The organism is Flavobacteriales bacterium (genome assembly GCA_016715895.1).
Lineage (GTDB): Bacteria > Bacteroidota > Bacteroidia > Flavobacteriales_F > PHOS-HE28 > PHOS-HE28.
On record JADJXH010000003.1, the window covers coordinates 1,352,217 to 1,370,720 of the forward strand.

At 67.4% G+C, this 18,504-nt stretch carries 6 protein-coding genes; 5 read left to right on the forward strand and 1 reads right to left on the reverse strand.

Going from position 1 to position 18,504, the window contains the following annotated elements; genetic code table 11:
• Positions 1 to 173: 173 nt before the first annotated feature.
• A complete protein-coding gene (locus IPM49_06145) occupies positions 174 to 2,492 on the forward strand; it encodes a VCBS repeat-containing protein (protein ID MBK9274106.1) in 2,319 nt (772 codons plus the stop codon).
• Positions 2,493 to 2,577: 85 nt separating this feature from the next.
• Here the strand turns inward: IPM49_06145 and mdh are convergent, their stop codons facing one another.
• On the reverse strand, positions 2,578 to 3,519 hold the full coding sequence (gene mdh / locus IPM49_06150; GenBank protein ID MBK9274107.1) for a malate dehydrogenase: 942 nt from the start codon (positions 3,517 to 3,519) through the stop codon (positions 2,578 to 2,580).
• Between the two features lie 224 nt (positions 3,520 to 3,743).
• Here mdh and IPM49_06155 point away from each other — a divergent pair, with 224 nt between their 5' ends.
• From IPM49_06155 to IPM49_06170, 4 genes are all read left to right on the forward strand, one after another.
• Positions 3,744 to 4,385: a sigma-70 family RNA polymerase sigma factor gene (locus IPM49_06155; GenBank protein ID MBK9274108.1), complete on the forward strand. Its 642-nt coding sequence runs from the start codon at positions 3,744 to 3,746 to the stop codon at positions 4,383 to 4,385.
• Positions 4,386 to 4,401: 16 nt separating this feature from the next.
• The gene (locus tag IPM49_06160; protein MBK9274109.1) at positions 4,402 to 5,688 is read left to right on the forward strand and encodes a PKD domain-containing protein; all 1,287 of its coding nucleotides are present in this window, start codon (positions 4,402 to 4,404) and stop codon (positions 5,686 to 5,688) included.
• A gap of 151 nt (positions 5,689 to 5,839) precedes the next feature.
• Entirely contained in the window at positions 5,840 to 9,199 is a 3,360-nt protein-coding gene (locus tag IPM49_06165) for a PKD domain-containing protein (protein MBK9274110.1), read from the forward strand.
• 217 nt (positions 9,200 to 9,416) lie between these two features.
• Positions 9,417 to 18,479 (forward strand): gliding motility-associated C-terminal domain-containing protein, encoded by a 9,063-nt coding sequence (locus IPM49_06170; protein MBK9274111.1) that lies wholly within the window; start codon positions 9,417 to 9,419, stop codon positions 18,477 to 18,479.
• Positions 18,480 to 18,504: the final 25 nt, after the last annotated feature.

Genomic DNA, 18,504 nt, shown 5'->3' on the forward strand with positions numbered 1-18,504 from the left:
GGGGTGTTTCGGGGGGTGGGGGACCACGCCCGGATGGGGCACGGCCTTTCAATGGGGCGGCAAATATAGAAAGGGCCTCGACGCGCCGGAACCGCTGGTCAGCCCCCTAGCTTTGCCATGGCCCGACCGGACAACGCGAGCATGACCACGCCCGTCCGACAGGCACCCTCCGCATGCACACCTCGCTCCTTCCCTTCGCCGCCGGGCTCCTCATGCTCGGCGCACCGGCCCACGCCCAGTTCGTCCTGCGCCACGACGGCAGCCTGCCCGTGACGCGGAACGGCAACGCCGTCCCGATGGCCTGGGCGGGCGGGCTCAACTGGTGCCAGGTGTCACAGGCCGATCTGGACCAGGATGGTACCAAGGACATCTTCATCTTCGACCGGGCCGGGGACGAGGTGGTGGTGGTGCTGCACGATGGCGTGCCGGGCAGTACGAACTACAGCTACGACCCCGTGCTGAGCAGCACCTGGCCGTTCAACGAGCTGGACAGCTGGGCCCTGCTGCGCGACTACAACTGCGATGGCAAGGAGGACCTCTTCGGCTATGTGCCGGGCCAGGGCGGCTTCGGGGTGTACAAGAACGTGAGCGATGGCAACGGGCTGGAGTTCGAGCTCGCCTTCAACCTGGTGGGCAGCAACTACGTGCCCACCTGGAGCCCCAACCTGTACGTGACGCAGGTGGACGTTCCGGCCATCGACGACATCGACGCCGACGGTGACCTGGACGTGCTCACCTTCAGCATCTTCGGGTCGTACGTGGAGTACCACAAGAACCTCAGCATGGAGCTGTACGGCACCTGCGACAGCCTGGTGTACGAGGTGCGCAACCGGTGCTGGGGCTACTTCAGCGAGAACGTGAACAACAACTCCACCCAACTGAACCACCCCTGCGGCTTCAACGTGCCGAACCCGGAGTTCCCCCTGGAGCCGGGTGTGATCGCCGAAGCGGTGGAGGCCCTGCAGCAACGCGGTCACCAGGCCGTGCGCACCCGGGGCGACGAGGTGGTCGACGGGCGATCCGCAGCGCACGTGGGCAGCACCCTGCTGAGCCTCGACCTCGATGGCGACACCGTGAAGGAGCTGATCCTGGGCGACATCTCCTTCAACACCCTGAACGCCCTGTTCAACGGAGGCGGCCTGAACGACGCGCTGATGGTGGCCCAGGATAGCACCTACCCCGTGCAGGACGTGCCGGTGTCCCTGCCGGTGTTCCCCGGTGCCTACCACGTGGACGTGAACAACGATGGCAAGCGCGACCTGGTGGTGAGCCCCAACGCCACCAGCCTGACGCACAACTTCCAGAGCGTTTGGTACTACCTGAACACGGGCACCGATGCGGTGCCGGTGTTCGATCAACAGAGCACCTCCCTCTGGCAGGGTGACATGCTGGACTTCGGCGAAGGGGCCTATCCGGTGCCCTTCGACCACAACGGCGACGGGCTGATGGACCTGATCGTGGCCAACTACGGCTACTACAACCCTGGCGGCGACTACCCCGGCAAGCTGGCGCTGCTGGAGAACACGGGCAGCGCCACGGCACCGGCGTTCACCCTGGTGACGGACGACTACATGAGCTTGAGCACGAGCGGCATCGGCGCGGCCATGTACCCGGCCTTCGGTGACCTGGACGGCGACGGGGACAAGGACCTGATCATCGGCGACCTTCAGGGGCGGATGCACTTCTTCCGCAACACCACCACGGGACCGGTGGCCGCTTTCACGCTGGAGACCCCGAACATCACGGACAACAACGGGGATGTGATGGACGTGGGCCAGTTCGCGACGCCGCAGCTCGTCCAGGTGGACAACGACGCCCTGTTGGACCTGATCGTGGGCGAACGCAACGGCAACATCAACTACTTCCGCAATACCGGCACCTCCGCAGCGCCCATCTGGACCGCCACGGAGGACTCGCTGGGCGGCGTGGTGGTGAACGAGTGGTGGAACGTGACGGGTTACAGCGTGCCCTGGATGTTCCTCAACAGCGACGGTGAGCGCGAGCTGGTGGTGGGCTCCGAATCGGGCTGGATCCACCAGTACAAGAACATCGACGGCAACCTGAACGGGGTGTTCACCCTGGTGGACAGCACCTTCCAGGAGATCCGCGAGGGCATGCGGAGCAGCATGACGCTGGTGGACATCAACGGCGACGGGCACCTGGATGCGTTCACCGGCAATTACCGGGGCGGCATCGGCTTCTGGCGCAACGACGCGGGCGTGGGCATCAATGGTCCGATGGCCGGTGCCGCGGCCACGCTGACCCTGCGGCCCAACCCGGCCGGCGACCGTGTGGAGCTGCTGCTCGGCGACGACTTCACCAACGGCATGACGTACCGCGTGGTGGGGCCCACCGGTCAGCTGGTGCTGAGCGGGCGGGTGGAACAGGCCCGGCAGGGCATCGACATCAGCCGGCTGAGCCCGGGCGCCTATGCGGTGTGGGTGGAAGGCGGTGCCGTGGCGCAGCGTGGACGCCTGATGGTGCTGCGGTAGGCACCACCGGGTCGGGAACGGAAGCGCCCGCCTTGCGCGCCGATCGGCGTCAAGGCGGGCGCTCCGCGTTCGGACCGGGACCGGCTCAGGCCGGCACGTTGTTCATCTTGTCCAGCACGTCCATCACCTCCTTCACGGCTTTGGCGCTGGCGTTGCAGAGCGCCTGTTCGTCCTTGGTGAGCTTGAGCTCGATGATGCGCTCGATGCCGTTGCGACCCAGCACCACGGGCACGCCCATGTACACGTCCTTCAGGCCGTACTCACCGGTGAGCCAGGCGCACACGGGGAACACGCGCTTCTGGTCGCGCACGATGGCCTCCACCATCTGGGCCGCGGCCGTACCGGGGGCGTACCAGGCGCTGGTGCCGAGCAGGTTCACGATCTCGCCGCCGCCCTTCTTGGTCCGTTCCACGATGGCGTTGAGCTTGTCCTCGGCGATCAGCTCGGTGACCGGGATGCCGCCCACGGTGGTGTAGCGCGGCAGAGGCACCATGGTGTCGCCGTGGCCGCCCATGAGCACCGCCTGGATGTCCTTGGGGCTCACGTTCAGTTCGGTGGCCAGGAAGGCGCGGTACCGGGCCGTGTCCAGGATGCCGGCCATGCCGAACACGCGCTGGGCGGGGAACTTGCTGGTGAGGAAGGCGCAATAGGTCATCACATCGAGCGGGTTGCTCACCACGATGATGATCGCCTCGGGGCTGTGCTTCACCACCTGCTCGGTGACGCTCTTGACGATGTTGGCGTTGGTGGCGATGAGGTCATCGCGGCTCATCCCCGGCTTGCGCGGCAGGCCGCTGGTGATCACCACCACATCGCTGCCCGCGGTCTTGGCATAGTCGTTCGTGCTGCCGGTGATGCGGCTGTCGAACAGGCTGATGGGCGCGGTCTGCCACAGGTCGAGCGCCTTGCCCTCGGCAAAGCCTTCCTTGATGTCGAGCAGCACCACTTCATTGGCGAGCTCCCAACGGGCACAGGCATCGGCGCACGTGGCGCCCACGTTGCCCGCTCCCACGACGGTGATCTTCATGTGTTGACGGTTTGGACGGTTAGGATGAACGCCCGGCCGGGCCGGAGCGGGGGCGAAATTAACCGAGCCAGGCCGGAGCAGGGTGAGCCCGGTCACCCGGCGGCCTGGAACCCGGCACCGGCGGGAAAAAAGTGACGGGCGGGGGTCGGGCCAGGCATCCTTTTCGGACGCCTTGCGTCTGTTCATCGTACATGGCTACCTTGGCATCCACCCAACGTGCCACCATGCCTCCCGGCCTGGCAACCGACCCCATCGAGCATCGTCTGCCTACCGTGCAGCACGTGGAGGGAGGGCTTGAGCCCGGCTTCGAGCCCATCATCGATGGATGCATCGCAGGCGAACACCGCAGCCAGCAGCGGGTGTATGAGCTTTTCTACGGGAAGATGCTGGCCGTATGCCTGCGCTACACCAAGAACACCGACCAGGCGAAGGACATCCTGCAGGACGGCTTCATCAAGGTGTTCCGCAGCATGGACCGGTTCAACCGGAGCGGCAGTTTCGAGGGCTGGATCCGGCGGATCATGGTGAACACGGCCATCGACCATTTCCGGCGCACGAAGAACGCCTACCTGCTGCTGGGCGAGGAGCGCAGCATCGAGGATTTCGGCGACCAGGATGAAGAGGACGTGCTGGAGGACAACAGCGGCGAGGAGGAGATGGACCTGAAGCCGGCGGACGTGATCAATGCCATGCAGAAGCTGACACCGGCCTACCGGACGGTGTTCAACCTGTACGTGTTCGAGGAGATGACCCACAAGGAGATCGCCGACATGCTCGGCATCAACGTGGGCACCTCCAAGAGCAATCTGGCGAAGGCGAAGAACAACCTGAAAAAGATGCTCAGGAAGGAGCGCAAGCTGCTCTGAGCGTGGAGAACTTGACATGAACAAGAACACGTTGGATCCATTCGAGAGGCGGCTGAAGGACTCCCTGGAGGAGTTCGAGGTGCCGTACAACTCGGCCGATTGGGCGCAGTTGCAGCGGGCGATGGCGGGTGGCACCGCGCGTTCGCGCCTGAGCAAGGGTGGGCTTCTGGCCCTGCTGCTCACCGGTGGCATGGTCGCCGCTGGTACCGCGTACTGGCTGACGAGCGATGAGCAGATCGCCGACATGGGGACCTCCCCTGCGGTCACCGTCCGGTCCGATGCGTCCCCCGAGAGTCCCTCTGCGACGCAAGGCACGGTCGACGGGGAGCCCGAGGGCGGGAAGGTCGATGGTCCGGTCGCCGGGGTCTCCGGTACAGCGGAGGCCGCTTTGCCTGCCATGCCGGCCCGCTCCACGACCCCGACAAGCGCGGTGGCCGCGCGCATCGAACGCGGCACGACGACCGGCGCGACGGTGGCGGCCGCTGTGCCCCCCACTGCCCCGAGCGCCAAGGACGACGGCACCATGGCCTTCAGTGCCAGTGTTTCAGAGGGCTGCCCGGGCACCGCCATCCAATTCACCGCCAACGGCACACCGGACGATGCCATCTACCTGTGGAACTTCGGGGACGGCAGCTTCAGCAACCAGGCCCGCCCGGACCACACCTTCGCCAAGTCGGGCAAGTTCGAGGTGATGCTGTCGGTGTCCAACCCCGGCGGGGGAACGATCCTCAGCAAACCGAGCAGCGACCTCATCGTGATCCACGAAGCACCGGAAGCCTCCTTCAACGCACAGAAAGTGGAGTACGAGGGGCACATCCCTTCGGTGCACTTCGAGAACCGCTCGATCGGCGGCAAGCACTACGCCTGGGACTTCGGTGACGGCAGCAGTTCGGCCGTGGCCCATCCGGACCATATCTACCTGAAGAAGGGCGTCTATTCCGTGAAGCTGACGGTGACCAACGAGAACGGATGCATGGACACCCGGGAGCGCGAGATCCGCATCGAGCGCGACTACAACCTGGACGCACCGCAGAGCTTCTCCCCCAATGGCGACGGCAACGACGACCTGTTCATGCCGGAGGCCCTGCGCACCCTGGGTGTGCGCTTCAACCTGGTGATCCAGGACGCCGGATCAGGCCGCAAGGTGTATGAGACCGCCGACGCCACCAGGCCCTGGACCGGTCGCGTGGACAACCGCGGCGAGCTCTGCGCCGCCGGCGAATACGTGTGGATGGCCACCATCAAGGAAGGCGCGCATCTTGGCGATGTGGTCTTCAATGGCAAGGTGAGCCTGGTGCGCTGAACCGAACGACCGACATGAAAGACCCCGCCCCGGCGGGGTCTTTTTCTTGGAACCCAAGGGTGCCCCGGCATGGGCCGTACCGTGAGGCCGCGAGGTGCGATCTTTGGCCGCCCGGGCGACGGACCGATCCTCTTCCACGTCACTTGCGCGGATGCCCGACCAGAGAACCCACGTGAAGCGGCTGCGTCATTCCCTGCTTGTCCTGTGCGGCTCGCTCCTGATGAGCAGCGTCGCGTTCGCGCAGCCGGTGGTGCTGATGAACGATGGCGTGGACAGCCTGTGCAATGCCCTGTTCTACGATAGCGGGTACAACGGTGATCACGGCAACGGCGAGTACAGTGTGCTGACGTTCTGCCCGGGGATCCCCGGCGCCTTGTCACAGGTGGCCTTCCTCCAGTTCCAAGTGGGTCCCGGCGATGTGTTGAACGTGTACGATGGGCCCAACACGGGCTCTCCCCTGCTCGCCTCGGGCACCGGCGGCACCCTTTCGGGGCTTGTCGTGGCCGCCACAGGGGCCTCGGGATGCCTCACCTTCGAGTTCACGTCGGATGGGGCGGGCGTGGCCCTCGGCTGGGAAGCGCAGATCCTGTGCGATCAGCCATGCGATGAACCCACGGTCGTGATCGCGCCGCTGGCCGCCGACCCCCTGAAGATCTGTCCTGGCGAAGCCGTGACCTTCGACGCCGGCGGCTCGTTCGCAGCCCCCGGCCGCATCATCACCTCCTACCTCTGGGATTTTGACGATGGTGCCACCGGCACCTCCGCGCAGGAGGTGCATGTGTTCCCCGCCCCGGGTGAATACACGGTGACCTTGACCGTCACGGACGACATCGGTTGTGTGAGCGTGAACTACGAGGACGTCAGGGTGCGTGTGGGGACCGTGCCCGAGCTTGACGTGAGCCTGGGGCCGACCACCATCTGCGATGGTGAAACGGCCACCTTGGTGGGCGCCACGGAGGGTACGGTGTGGACGAACGTACCCCAGCCGTTCGTGGATGGCCTCACCGTGCTGCCGGACGGAAGCGGGGTCTCGTACTCGGCCGGGGTGAACATCAGCGGCTTTCCCGCCGGCACCCAGATCACCACCGGTACGGACATCACCCAGGTATGCCTGGTGATGGAGCACTCCTACATCGGCGACCTGTCGGTGACGCTGACCTGCCCGAACGGCACGCAGGTGACGCTCTTCGACGAGTATAACCTGGGGACGGGGGCGGGCAACACCTTCCTGGGCGATCCGATCGATCCGGGCACCGGCACTCCGGGCAACGGCTGGCAATACTGCTTCAGCACCACCGGTGTGTTCGGCCCGTTCTCCCTGGAGAACGCCGCCGGCAATCACACCCTCTCCACGATCAATCCGGGGAACAGCATGACGCCGGGCAGCTACACCTCGGAGGATCCCTTCACCGACTTCGTGGGTTGCGACCTCAACGGAACGTGGACCCTGACCATCACGGACAACCTGCTGGCCGACGATGGGTTCATCTTCAGCTGGTGGATCGATGTGGACCCCTCGCTCTACCCCGCTGTGGTGGAGTTCACCCCGAGCTACGGGGCGGGCTGTGACAGCACCTATTGGTCGGGCCCGGACATCGTGTGGAACGGTCCGGGCTGCGACTCGGTGGAAGTGGCGCCGAGCCTTCCCGGCACATACGACTACACGTACACGGTGACCGACGACCACGGCTGCACCTACGACACGACGCTCACGCTGACCGTGACGCCCTCTCCCACCATCGACGCCACGGCCACCCAGAGCGCCTCATGCAGCGATCCGGTGCAGTTGGATGTGGACCTGCTGCCACCGCTGGCGCCGGGCGTACTGGTCTATCAATGGTCCCCGCCGGCCGGGCTCACCAACCCCAACATCCGCGATCCGCTGGCGTCCCCGGCCCTGCCCACGTGGTACGTGGTGAACGTCTTCATCGCCGGTCACCCGCTCTGCGCAGCGGTGGACAGTGTTCTGGTGAACCCCATCACGGTGCTCGGGAACGACAGCGTGGTGACCGATGCGGTGTGCAACGCCGATCCCGGGACGATCCAGGTGATCACCACGGGGACCGGCGGGCCTTGGGACTACACGTGGACGGATGCGGCGAACGACACCGTCCTTGCCGTGACAGGCGCGAACGGCAGCAGCTTCACCGGCCCCGCCGGCACCTACACGGTGGTGATCGCCGAAGGCCCCAACGGCAACGGCTGCACGGACACCCTGACGGCCACGATCAATGAACCACCGCCGGTGACCCTCGCGCTGATCGGAAGCGACACCACGATATGCCGCACGGGTACCGCCATCCTGAACGCCGTCTCCGGCGGGGGATCCGGAGGCGTTCAGCAGCAATGGTCGAACGGGCTTATCGGCAATGGCCCCCATTTGGTGAGCCCTGCGTCCAACACCACCTACAGCGTGTATGCCCTGGATGTGAACGGGTGCAGCTCGGACACCCTGGAGGTGGCGGTGACCCTGTTGCCCTTCCTGAACTTCAGCCTTCCGGATACCGTGGTCACCTGTCCGGAGGTCCCGGTCGGCCTGGTGGCGGCCGGCGTGCTGGGCGGCGATGGGGCCTACACCTACGACTGGGGCATGGGCCCGGGTCCGCTTCCCACGGACACCGTGATCCTCACCAGCACGCAGACCATCTGCATGACGCTGCGCGATGGATGCGAGACCCCGGCGCTGACGCGGTGCACGGTGGTGGAGGTGACGCCCATCCCGCCATTGGTGCTCTCGGCGGACAGCACGCTGGGGTGCGAGCCCTTCGCGGTGTGGTTCACCGTGGAGGACACCACCGGCGGCGCGCTGGTGGAGTGGGACTTCGGCGATGGCGTCACGGTGGATGGTCCGCCGCAGGTGGGCCATGCCTATGGCGATCCGGGCGGGTTCGACGTGACGGCGATCGTCACCTGGCCGAACGGCTGCACGGACACCACCACCATCGTGGACATGATCACGGTGATCGCGCTTCCACAGGCCCTGTTCAGCTGGACACCGCAACCGCCCACCATCCTCTGGCCGCATGTGCAGTTCCATGAGGAGAGCGCCGACAATGCCGTCACCTTCGACTGGAACTTCGGCGGGCTGGGCAGCTCCACGGACCCCGATCCACTGTTCACCTTCCCCGACCAGTTCGGCGGTACCTATCCGGTGACGCTGCTGGTGACCAACATCCTGGGCTGCCCCGACAGCACCACGCGCTGGGTGGAGGTGCGCGACGAGCTCCTGGTCTACGTGCCGAACACCTTCACACCCGATGGCGACGGCCTGAACGAGACCTTCCGGGTGATCGGGAACGACATCGATCCCGACGAGTTCGAACTCACCATCTTCGACCGGTGGGGGGCGGTGCTCTTCAGCACCACCGACCCGGCCGAGGCCTGGAACGGCACGGCCAACAACGCCGGGGGGCCGCTGGTCACCGGTGTGTATCCCTACCTGCTGCGTGTCCGCTCCCTGTACAGCACGGAGTCCCGTGAATACCGCGGCTCCGTGAACCTGTTGAAATAAGGGCGCTCCACGGGTCGTGCAGTGCCGTTGGATCAACGGCATCGGATCGGCGGCCCACGCGTTCGTCGACCACAACAGCGGGCTCGTCCAGATCCCGAGGCGCATGTGAGGAAGGCGGTTAGCTTCACGCGGCGCGCCCGAGCGCAGCAACCGCCCGCATGCATTGACCGCTACCCGGCCCGCATTCCCCTCGACGATCCAGCGCCCGGCGCAGCCCGTGACCCACGGGACGCGCGGACGGTGCGCTGCGCTGCTGCTCGTGGTGGCCGCGGCGTGGCCCGCGTCCGCATGGTCCCAGGCCTTCGAGATCTCCAACGGCACGGACAACACCTGCGCGGGCGCCTTTCTGGACAGTGGCGGACAGGGTGGCACGGGCTACGGCAACAACGAGAACTATACCTACACGCTATGCCCGGACAATCCGGGGGATGCGATCTCGGTGGACTTCATCACGTTCCAGCTGTCGACGGCCGGACCTGCGCCGATCGACAACCTGGTGATCCATGACGGGAACAGCACATCGGCCCCGCTGATCGGCACGTACACCGGCACCCAACTGCAGGGCCAGGTGGTGTCGGCGAGCCCGGGCAACAGCAGCGGCTGCCTCACCTTCGTGTGGACCTCGAACTCCACGGGCACGGGGGTCTTCGCCGGTTCCATCACCTGCTATGTGCCCTGCGTGCGGCCTGTAGCGGCGGCCTCGATGGTGCCCGCAGCGCCGGCGATGATCTGTCCCGGTGAGAGCGTCAGCTTCAACGGCAGCGCGTCCACCGCAGCAGCGGGTTTCAGCATCGCGAGCCATACCTGGGACTGGGACGATGGCACCACATCCACCTCGGCCGGCCCGAACGCCACGCACACGTTCAACGCACCGGGTGAATACGTGGTGCAGCTGGTGGTGGAGGACAACAACGGGTGCGCCAGCGTGAACCTGTTGGACCTGCAGGTGCTGGTGGGCACCGAGCCGACCTTCACGGGCACGCTCGCCGACCCGGGCACCTGCGTGGGCACGCCGGTCTGCCTGGAGGGCGTGGTGAACGCCACCACCTGGAACGCCCAGCCGACGGTGGACTTCGGCGGTGGAGTGGCGCTTCCGGACAACGTGGGAAGCTGCTTCACCTCGCAGCTGCAGTTCAGCGGCTTCGCGCCGGGCGCCACGCTCACGAACGTCAATCAGCTGCAGAGCATCTGCATCGACATCGAGCACTCCTTCCTGGGCGACCTGGTGATCAGCATCATCAGCCCGAGCGGCGAGACGGTGGTGCTCCACCAGCAGGGTGGACTGGGGACCTACCTGGGAGTGCCGGTGGACAACGAGCTGACGCCGAACGCCGTGGGCACCTGCTGGACCTACTGCTTCAGCCCCTCGGCGACCAACGGCACCATGGCGGCCAACGCGGGCGTGACCCTGCCCGCCGGCACCTACGAGAGCGTCGACCCCTTGAGCGGCCTGCTCGGTGCACAGCTGAACGGGATGTGGACGATCGAGATCTGCGACCTGTGGACCTTCGACAACGGCTTCCTCTGCGGCTGGAGCATGGCCTTCGACCCGGGGCTCTTCGGCACGCTCACCGAGTTCACCCCCACCTACGGCGCGGCCTGCGACAGCACGTGGTGGACCGGTCCGGACATCGTGAGCAGCACAGGCGACTGCGAGGAGATCTGCGTGCAACCGCCCGCCCCGGGCAGCTACGACTACGTCTACCACGCCACGGACAACTTCGGCTGCACCTACGACACCACTGTGTCCATCACCGTGCATCCCCCGCCCACGGTGAACGCCGGAGCGGATGCCACCATCTGCGCGGGCCAGGGCCCCGTGCAGCTCGGCGCCACCGCCAGCGGAGGTGCACCCACCTCGGCATGCACCTATGTGCTGCAGATGCTGGACAGCTTCGGGGATGGATGGAACGGTGCATCCGTGACGATCACGATCAACGGCGTGCCAGCAACGTACACGTTGAACAACGGCGCCAACGGCACGGTGAACCTGCCGGTGCAGACCGGCGATGTGATCACGATCGCATTCAGTTCGGGCACCTACGACAACGAGATCACCTACCGGCTGCGCAACGGCTCCAACGCCATCGTGTTCCAGGATGGGCCCTCCCCCACCATCGGACCGGCGTGGACCGGTGTGGTGGACTGCGGCAGCGTACCGGTGACCTACAGCTACAGTTGGAGCCCGACCACCGGGCTGAGCGACCCGAACATCGCCAACCCCACGGCGAACCCCGGGTCCACGACCACCTACACCGTGACCGTGACGCAGAACGGCCAGCCCGGCTGCGTGGGCACCGATCAGGTCACCGTCACCGTGGCCACGCCCAATGGCGCCGGGACGGATGGATCGATCACGGTGTGCAGCGATGCGCCGCCGTTCGACCTGTACACCCTGCTGACCGGAGCCACGTCAGGCGGCACCTGGACCGCCCCCGGAGGAGCGACGGTGGGGGCCACCTTCACGCCGGGCTCGGATCCGCCAGGCATCTACACCTACACGGTGACCACGGGCGCTCCCTGTCCCGGGAACGACCAATCGACGGTCACCGTCACCGTGGTCGACCTGCCCGATCCCGGCACCGACGGCAACCTCACGCTCTGCAGCACCGACGCACCCGCTGACCTCTTCGCGCTGCTTGGCGGCACACCCGATGCGGGCAGTGCGTGGAGCGGACCCAGCACGCTCAACGGCAGCAGCTTCGATCCTGGCAGCATGCTCGCCGGCGTCTACACCTACACGGTGAACGGGGTGGCGCCCTGCCCCAGCGCGAGCGCGGATGTGACGGTGGCCGTCAACACGCCACCCGATCCCGGTACCACCGGCAACATCACGCTCTGCAGCACCGACGCACCCGCTGACCTCTTCGCGCTGCTTGGCGGCACACCCGATGCGGGCGGTGCGTGGAGCGGACCCAGCACGCTCAACGGCAGCAGCTTCGATCCCGGCACCATGCTCGCCGGCGTCTACACCTACACGGTGAACGGTGTGGCACCCTGCCCCAGCGCGAGCGCGGATGTGACCGTGGCCGTCAACACGCCACCCGATCCCGGTACCACCGGCAACATCACGCTCTGCAGCACCGACGCACCCGCTGACCTCTTCGCGCTGCTTGGCGGCACACCCGATGCGGGCGGTGCGTGGAGCGGTCCCGGCACGCTCAACGGCAGCAGCTTCGATCCTGGCAGCATGCTCGCCGGCGTCTACACCTACACGGTGAACGGGGTGGCGCCCTGCCCCAGCGCGAGCGCGGATGTCACGGTGGCCATCAACACGCCGCCCGATCCCGGCACCACCGGCAGCATCACGCTCTGCAGCACCGACCTACCCGCTGACCTCTTCGCGCTGCTCGGCGGCACACCCGATGCGGGCGGCGCGTGGAGCGGACCCAGCACCCTGGCCGGAAGCAGCTTCGATCCCGGCAGCATGCTCGCCGGGGTGTACACCTACACGGTGGCCGGTGCGGCACCCTGCCCCAGCGCGAGCGCGGATGTCACGGTGGCCGTCAACACACCGCCCGATCCCGGCACCACCGGCAGCATCACGCTCTGCAGCACCGACGCACCCACTGACCTCTTCACGCTGCTCGGCGGCACACCCGATGCGGGCGGTGCGTGGAGCGGACCCAGCACGCTCAACGGCAGCAGCTTCGATCCCGGCACCATGCTCGCCGGCGTCTACACCTACACGGTGAACGGAGTGGCACCCTGCCCCAGCGCGAGCGCGGATGTGACCGTGGCCGTCAACACGCCACCCGATCCCGGCACCACCGGCAGCATCACGCTCTGCAGCTCCGACCTACCCGCTGACCTCTTCGCGCTGCTCGGCGGCACACCCGATGCGGGCGGTGCGTGGAGCGGACCCAGCGTCCTGGCCGCAAGCAGCTTCGATCCCGGCAGCATGCTCGCCGGCATCTACACCTACACGGTGAACGGTGTGGCACCCTGCCCCAGCGCGAGCGCGGATGTGACCGTGGCCGTCAACACGCCACCCGATCCCGGTACCACCGGCAGCATCACGCTCTGCAGCACCGACGCACCCGCTGACCTCTTCGCGCTGCTCGGCGGCACACCCGATGCCGGCGGCGCATGGAGCGGACCCAGCACCCTGGCCGGAAGCAGCTTCGATCCCGGCAGCATGCTCGCCGGCATCTACACCTACACGGTGAACGGTGTGGCACCCTGCCCCAGCGCGAGCGCGGATGTGACCGTGGCCGTCAACACGCCACCCGATCCCGGTACCACCGGCAGCATCACGCTCTGCAGCACCGACGCACCCGCTGACCTCTTCGCGCTGCTCGGCGGCACACCCGATGCGGGCGGTGCGTGGAGCGGGCCCAGCACGCTCAACGGCAGCAGCTTCGATCCCGGCAGCATGCTCGCCGGCGGCTACACCTACACGGTGAACGGTGTGGCACCCTGCCCCAGCGCGAGCGCAGATGTGACGGTGGTGGTGAACACCCTTCCTGATGCCGGACTTGATGGAGGGTTGACGCTGTGCGCATCGAGCGCCGCAGTTCCGCTGCTCAGCGGACTCAACGGAACGCCAGATGCCGGGGGGAGTTGGACCGGTCCAGGAGGGGCGGTGATCGGGGGCCTGTTCACTCCAGGGCTGGATCCCACGGGCACGTATACCTACACGGTGAACGGTCTCGCCCCGTGTCCATCCGCAAGCGCGACCGTGGATGTCATCGTGGCCACGGACCCGGACCCCGGCACGCCGGGCGCGATCACCCTGTGCACCAACGATGCCGCTGCTCTGCTGTTCACGCATCTCGGAGGTACACCGGATGCCGGAGGAAGCTGGTCAGGCCCGAGCCCTGTGCTCGGCGGACTGTTCGATCCCGGCACCATGCTCGGCGGGGTGTACACCTACACCATCACCGTACCGCCGCCGTGCACCAGCGCCAGCAGCACCGTGACCGTCACCCTCAGCACGCCGCCTGATCCGGGGTCCGATGGCGCGCTGCTGCTCTGCGCCACCAGCCCGGCCACCGCGCTGCTCAGCGGCCTGGGTGGCTCGCCTGATGCGGGTGGCGCGTGGAGCGGACCCAGCCCGGTGGTCGGCGGCCTTTTCGATCCGGCGGGCATGACGCCCGGTACCTACACCTACACGGTGAACGGTGTGGCGCCCTGCCCGGCGGAATCCGCGGTGGTGGAGGTCACCGTGGTGGCCAACCCCGATGCCGGCACGCCCGGCGCGATCACCCTGTGCACCAGCGATGCACCGGCCGACCTCTTCGCACTGCTCGGTGGCACGCCTGATGCGGGCGGTGCGTGGAGCGGTCCCAGCACGCTCAACGGCAGCAGCTTCGATCCAGGCACCATGCTCGCCGGGGTCTATACCTACACCATCACCGTTCCGCCGCCGTGCACCAGCGCCAACAGCACCGTGACCGTCACCCTCAGCACGCCGCCCGATCCGGGGACCGATGGCGCCCTGTTGCTCTGCGCCACCAGCCCGGCGACCGCACTTGTCAGCGGCCTGGGTGGAAGCCCCGATGCGGGCGGTGCGTGGAGCGGGCCCAGCCCCGTGGTCAGTGGCCTCTTCGATCCGGCGGGCATGACGCCCGGCACGTATTCCTACACGGTGGCCGGCACGGCGCCATGCCTGGCGGAGTTCGCGGTCGTGGAGGTCACGGTGGTGGCCAACCCCGATGCCGGCACGCCGGGCGCGATCACCCTGTGCACGAGCGATGCCCCTGTCGATCTCTTCGCACAGCTCGGTGGCACGGCGGATGCCGGCGGCACGTGGAGCGGGCCCAGCACGCTCAACGGCAGCAGCTTCGATCCCGGCAGCATGCTCGCCGGCGGCTACACCTACACCATCACTGTTCCGCCGCCGTGCACCAGCGCCAGCAGCACGGTGACCGTGGCACTCAGCACGCCGCCTGATCCGGGGACCGACGGCGCGCTGCTGCTCTGCGCCACCAGCCCGGCCACCGCGCTGCTCAGCGGCCTTGGAGGAAGCCCCGATGCGGGTGGTGCGTGGAGCGGGCCCAGCCCCGTGGTCGGCGGCCTCTTCGATCCGGCGGGCATGGCGCCCGGCACGTATTCCTACACCGTGGCCGGCACGGCGCCTTGCCCGGCAGCCTCTGCACTCGTCGATGTCACTGTGGTGGCCAACCCCGATGCGGGCTCTCCCGGCGCGATCACGCTCTGCACCAGCGATGCCCCCGTTGATCTCTTCGCACAGGTCGGTGGCACGCCGGATGCCGGCGGCACGTGGAGCGGTCCCAGCACGCTCAACGGCAGCAGCTTCGATCCCGGCACCATGCTCGCCGGGGTCTACACCTACACCATCACCGTGCCGCCGCCGTGCACCAGCGCCAGCAGCACGGTGACCGTCGCGCTCAACACCCCGCCGGATCCGGGGACCGATGGCGCCCTGCTGCTCTGCGCCACCAGCCCGGCGACCGCACTTGTCAGCGGCCTGGGTGGAAGCCCCGATGCGGGCGGTGCGTGGAGCGGGCCCAGCCCCGTGGTCGGCGGCCTCTTCGATCCGGCGGGCATGACGCCTGGCACCTACACCTACACGGTGGCCGGCACGGCGCCTTGCCCGGCAGCCTCTGCACTCGTCGATGTCACTGTGGTGGCCAACCCCAACGCAGGCACGCCGGGCGCGATCACCCTGTGCACGAGCGATGCCCCTGTCGATCTCTTCGCACAGCTCGGTGGCACGGCGGATGCCGGCGGCACGTGGAGCGGTCCCAGCACGCTCAATGGCAGCGGCTTCGATCCCGGCACCATGCTCGCCGGGGTCTACACCTACACCATCACCGTTCCGCCGCCTTGCAGCAACGCCTCAAGCACGGTGACGGTCGCGCTCAACACCCCTCCTGATCCGGGGACCGATGGCGTGTTGACCGTGTGTGCGATCAGTGGCCCTGCCTCGTTGATCGCGGCATTGGGCGGAAGCCCCGACCCGGGCGGCAGCTGGACCGACCCCAACGGCGATCCGCACAGTGGCCTGTTCGACCCGCAGCTGGACCCCATTGGTGCGTACACCTACACGGTCGGGGGCATCGCCCCCTGCCCGGCGTTGTCGGCCTCGGCCACGGTGATGGTGCAGGCGGCTCCGTTCGCCGGCACACCTGCGGTCCTCAACCTATGCGCGAGCGGATCGCCGGTGGACCTGTTCCCCACGCTTGGTGGGGCCGACCCGGGCGGAACGTGGACCGATCCCAACGGCACCGTCTTCACCGATCCGTTCGACCCAACGGCCGACCTCCCCGGCACCTATACCTACACGCTGGCCGGAACGCCGCCTTGCCCGTCCGCCGCCGCCGCGGTGGAGGTCCATGTGCTCACCGATCCCGATGCGGGAAGTGACGCCTCGATCACGCTCTGCTCCACCGGTGTTCCGCTGGATCTCTTCGGACAGCTGGGTGGAGCGCCGGATGCAGGCGGGCTCTGGCTCGATCCCCAAGGTCAGCCGGTCGGCTCCACCTTCGATCCGGCCACGGCAACGGTGGGTGCGTACACCTACGTGCTCGTGGTCCCCGCCCCGTGCGTGAACGACACCGCACAGGTGTTGGTCGCCGTTGTGCAAGCCGTGGATGCCGGGCTCGACGGCGCGTTGCTCGTATGCGCCAATGACGCACCCACGCCCCTGTTCAACCAGCTGGGCGGCACACCCGATGCGGGCGGCACCTGGACGGACCCCATGAACCAGCCGTGGACCGGCCCGTTCGACCCGGCCAGCCATCCGGCCGGCACCTATACCTATCAGGTCAACGGCACCGCACCCTGCCCGAACGACGCCGCCACTGTACTTGTCACCGTGGAGGCGCTGCCGGATGCGGGCACGGACGGATCCACGACGATCTGCCCTGAGGCGGCACCGGTGGATCTGTTCAGCCTCCTGGGTGGGTCACCGGACGCGGGCGGAACCTGGGCGGACCCGTACGGCCAACCGAGCAATGGCTGGTTCGACCCGGCCTCCGACCCGCAGGGAGGGTACACGTACACCGTGTTCGGCCAGGGCGCCTGCCCCAACGCCAGCTCCAGTGCCATGGTGAGCCTCTTCGTGCTGGCACCGCCGGACGCGGGACCGGACCTGGTGGTCTGCGACCTGATGGCCCCGCTGAACGCCTCCGGATCGTGGAGCACCGGGCAATGGCTCGTGGAGGACAGTGCGGAGGTGCTCGATGCGACCGCTGCGGCGACGATGGCCAAAGCCCCCGGTTCCGGAGCCTACGCCTTCATCTGGTCGGTGCTGTCCACCGACGGCTGTGCGATGGCCGACACGGTCGTCATCACCTTCACCACACCGATCAGCGCGCTGGCGCAGACCACCGATGCGATCTGCCACGGCGCATGCGACGGGACCGCGGTGGTTCAGGCCTCCGGCGGCAACGGACCGCTCACCTTTCAATGGACGCCGGCCGTGAGCGGAACGGCCGCGGCGGAAAGCTTCAACGCGCAAGGGCTCTGTGCCGGCCCGTACACGGTATTCGTGCTGGACACGAACGCCTGCTCCATGCCGCTCACGCTCAGCATCAGCGAGCCACCGCCGCTGGTGATCGACGCGGTCCTGGCAACGCCGGAGACCTGCCCGGGCACCTGTGACGGCGCGCTGCAGGTGGTCGATCCGGAAGGCGCGCTGTTCAGCTTCGACGGCGGGGTCACCTGGCAGCCGGTGGCGACCCTGGGTGGGCTGTGCTCCGGTCCTTACGTCGTGATGATGATGAGCGCGAACGGCTGCCTCGCCGCCTCACCCGCGGCGCTCATCCCACCGGCACCCGTGGTGGCCGACTTCGTGGCCCAGCCGGACACGGTGCTCGTCTCCGACCCGACCGTGGTGTTCACCAACCAGAGCGACAACGCCAGCTGGTTCACCTGGGACTTCGCCGGGCTGGGCACCAGCACGCTGCACGCCCCCTCCTTCACCTTCCCCGATGTGCTGGGCGGCACCTACACCGTGTGCCTCACCGCAGTGAACGGCAATGGTTGCGTGGACAGCGTCTGCCATCCCCTAGTGGTGCTCGACCTGCTCGCCGTGCACGTGCCCAACGCCTTCACCCCGAACGGCGACGGCATCAACGACGACTTCATGCCGGTGTTCAACGAGCCCTCGCTGCTCACCGAGTACAGCTTCATGGTCTTCGATCGGTGGGGCGAACTGATCTGGGAGAGCACGGTGCCGCACGAGCCTTGGAACGGGGACTACCACGGCGAGGCCGTGCAGCAGGAGGTGTACACCTGGCGCTTGATCTACAAGGACGGACGTTCCTTCAGGAAGGAGGCGGTGATGGGGCATGTGACTGTGCTGAAGTGATCCACGGGAAAAGTGGAACGAGAAA

Bases quoted from the DNA above. Each gene is read 5' to 3' on its own strand.
- IPM49_06165 (MBK9274110.1), top strand. From the start codon at position 5,840: ATGCCCGACCAGAGAACCCACGTGAAGCGGCTGCGTCATTCCCTGCTT.
- mdh (MBK9274107.1), bottom strand. From the start codon at position 3,519: ATGAAGATCACCGTCGTGGGAGCGGGCAACGTGGGCGCCACGTGCGCC.
- IPM49_06160 (MBK9274109.1), top strand. From the start codon at position 4,402: ATGAACAAGAACACGTTGGATCCATTCGAGAGGCGGCTGAAGGACTCC.
- IPM49_06145 (MBK9274106.1), top strand. From the start codon at position 174: ATGCACACCTCGCTCCTTCCCTTCGCCGCCGGGCTCCTCATGCTCGGC.
- IPM49_06155 (MBK9274108.1), top strand. From the start codon at position 3,744: ATGCCTCCCGGCCTGGCAACCGACCCCATCGAGCATCGTCTGCCTACC.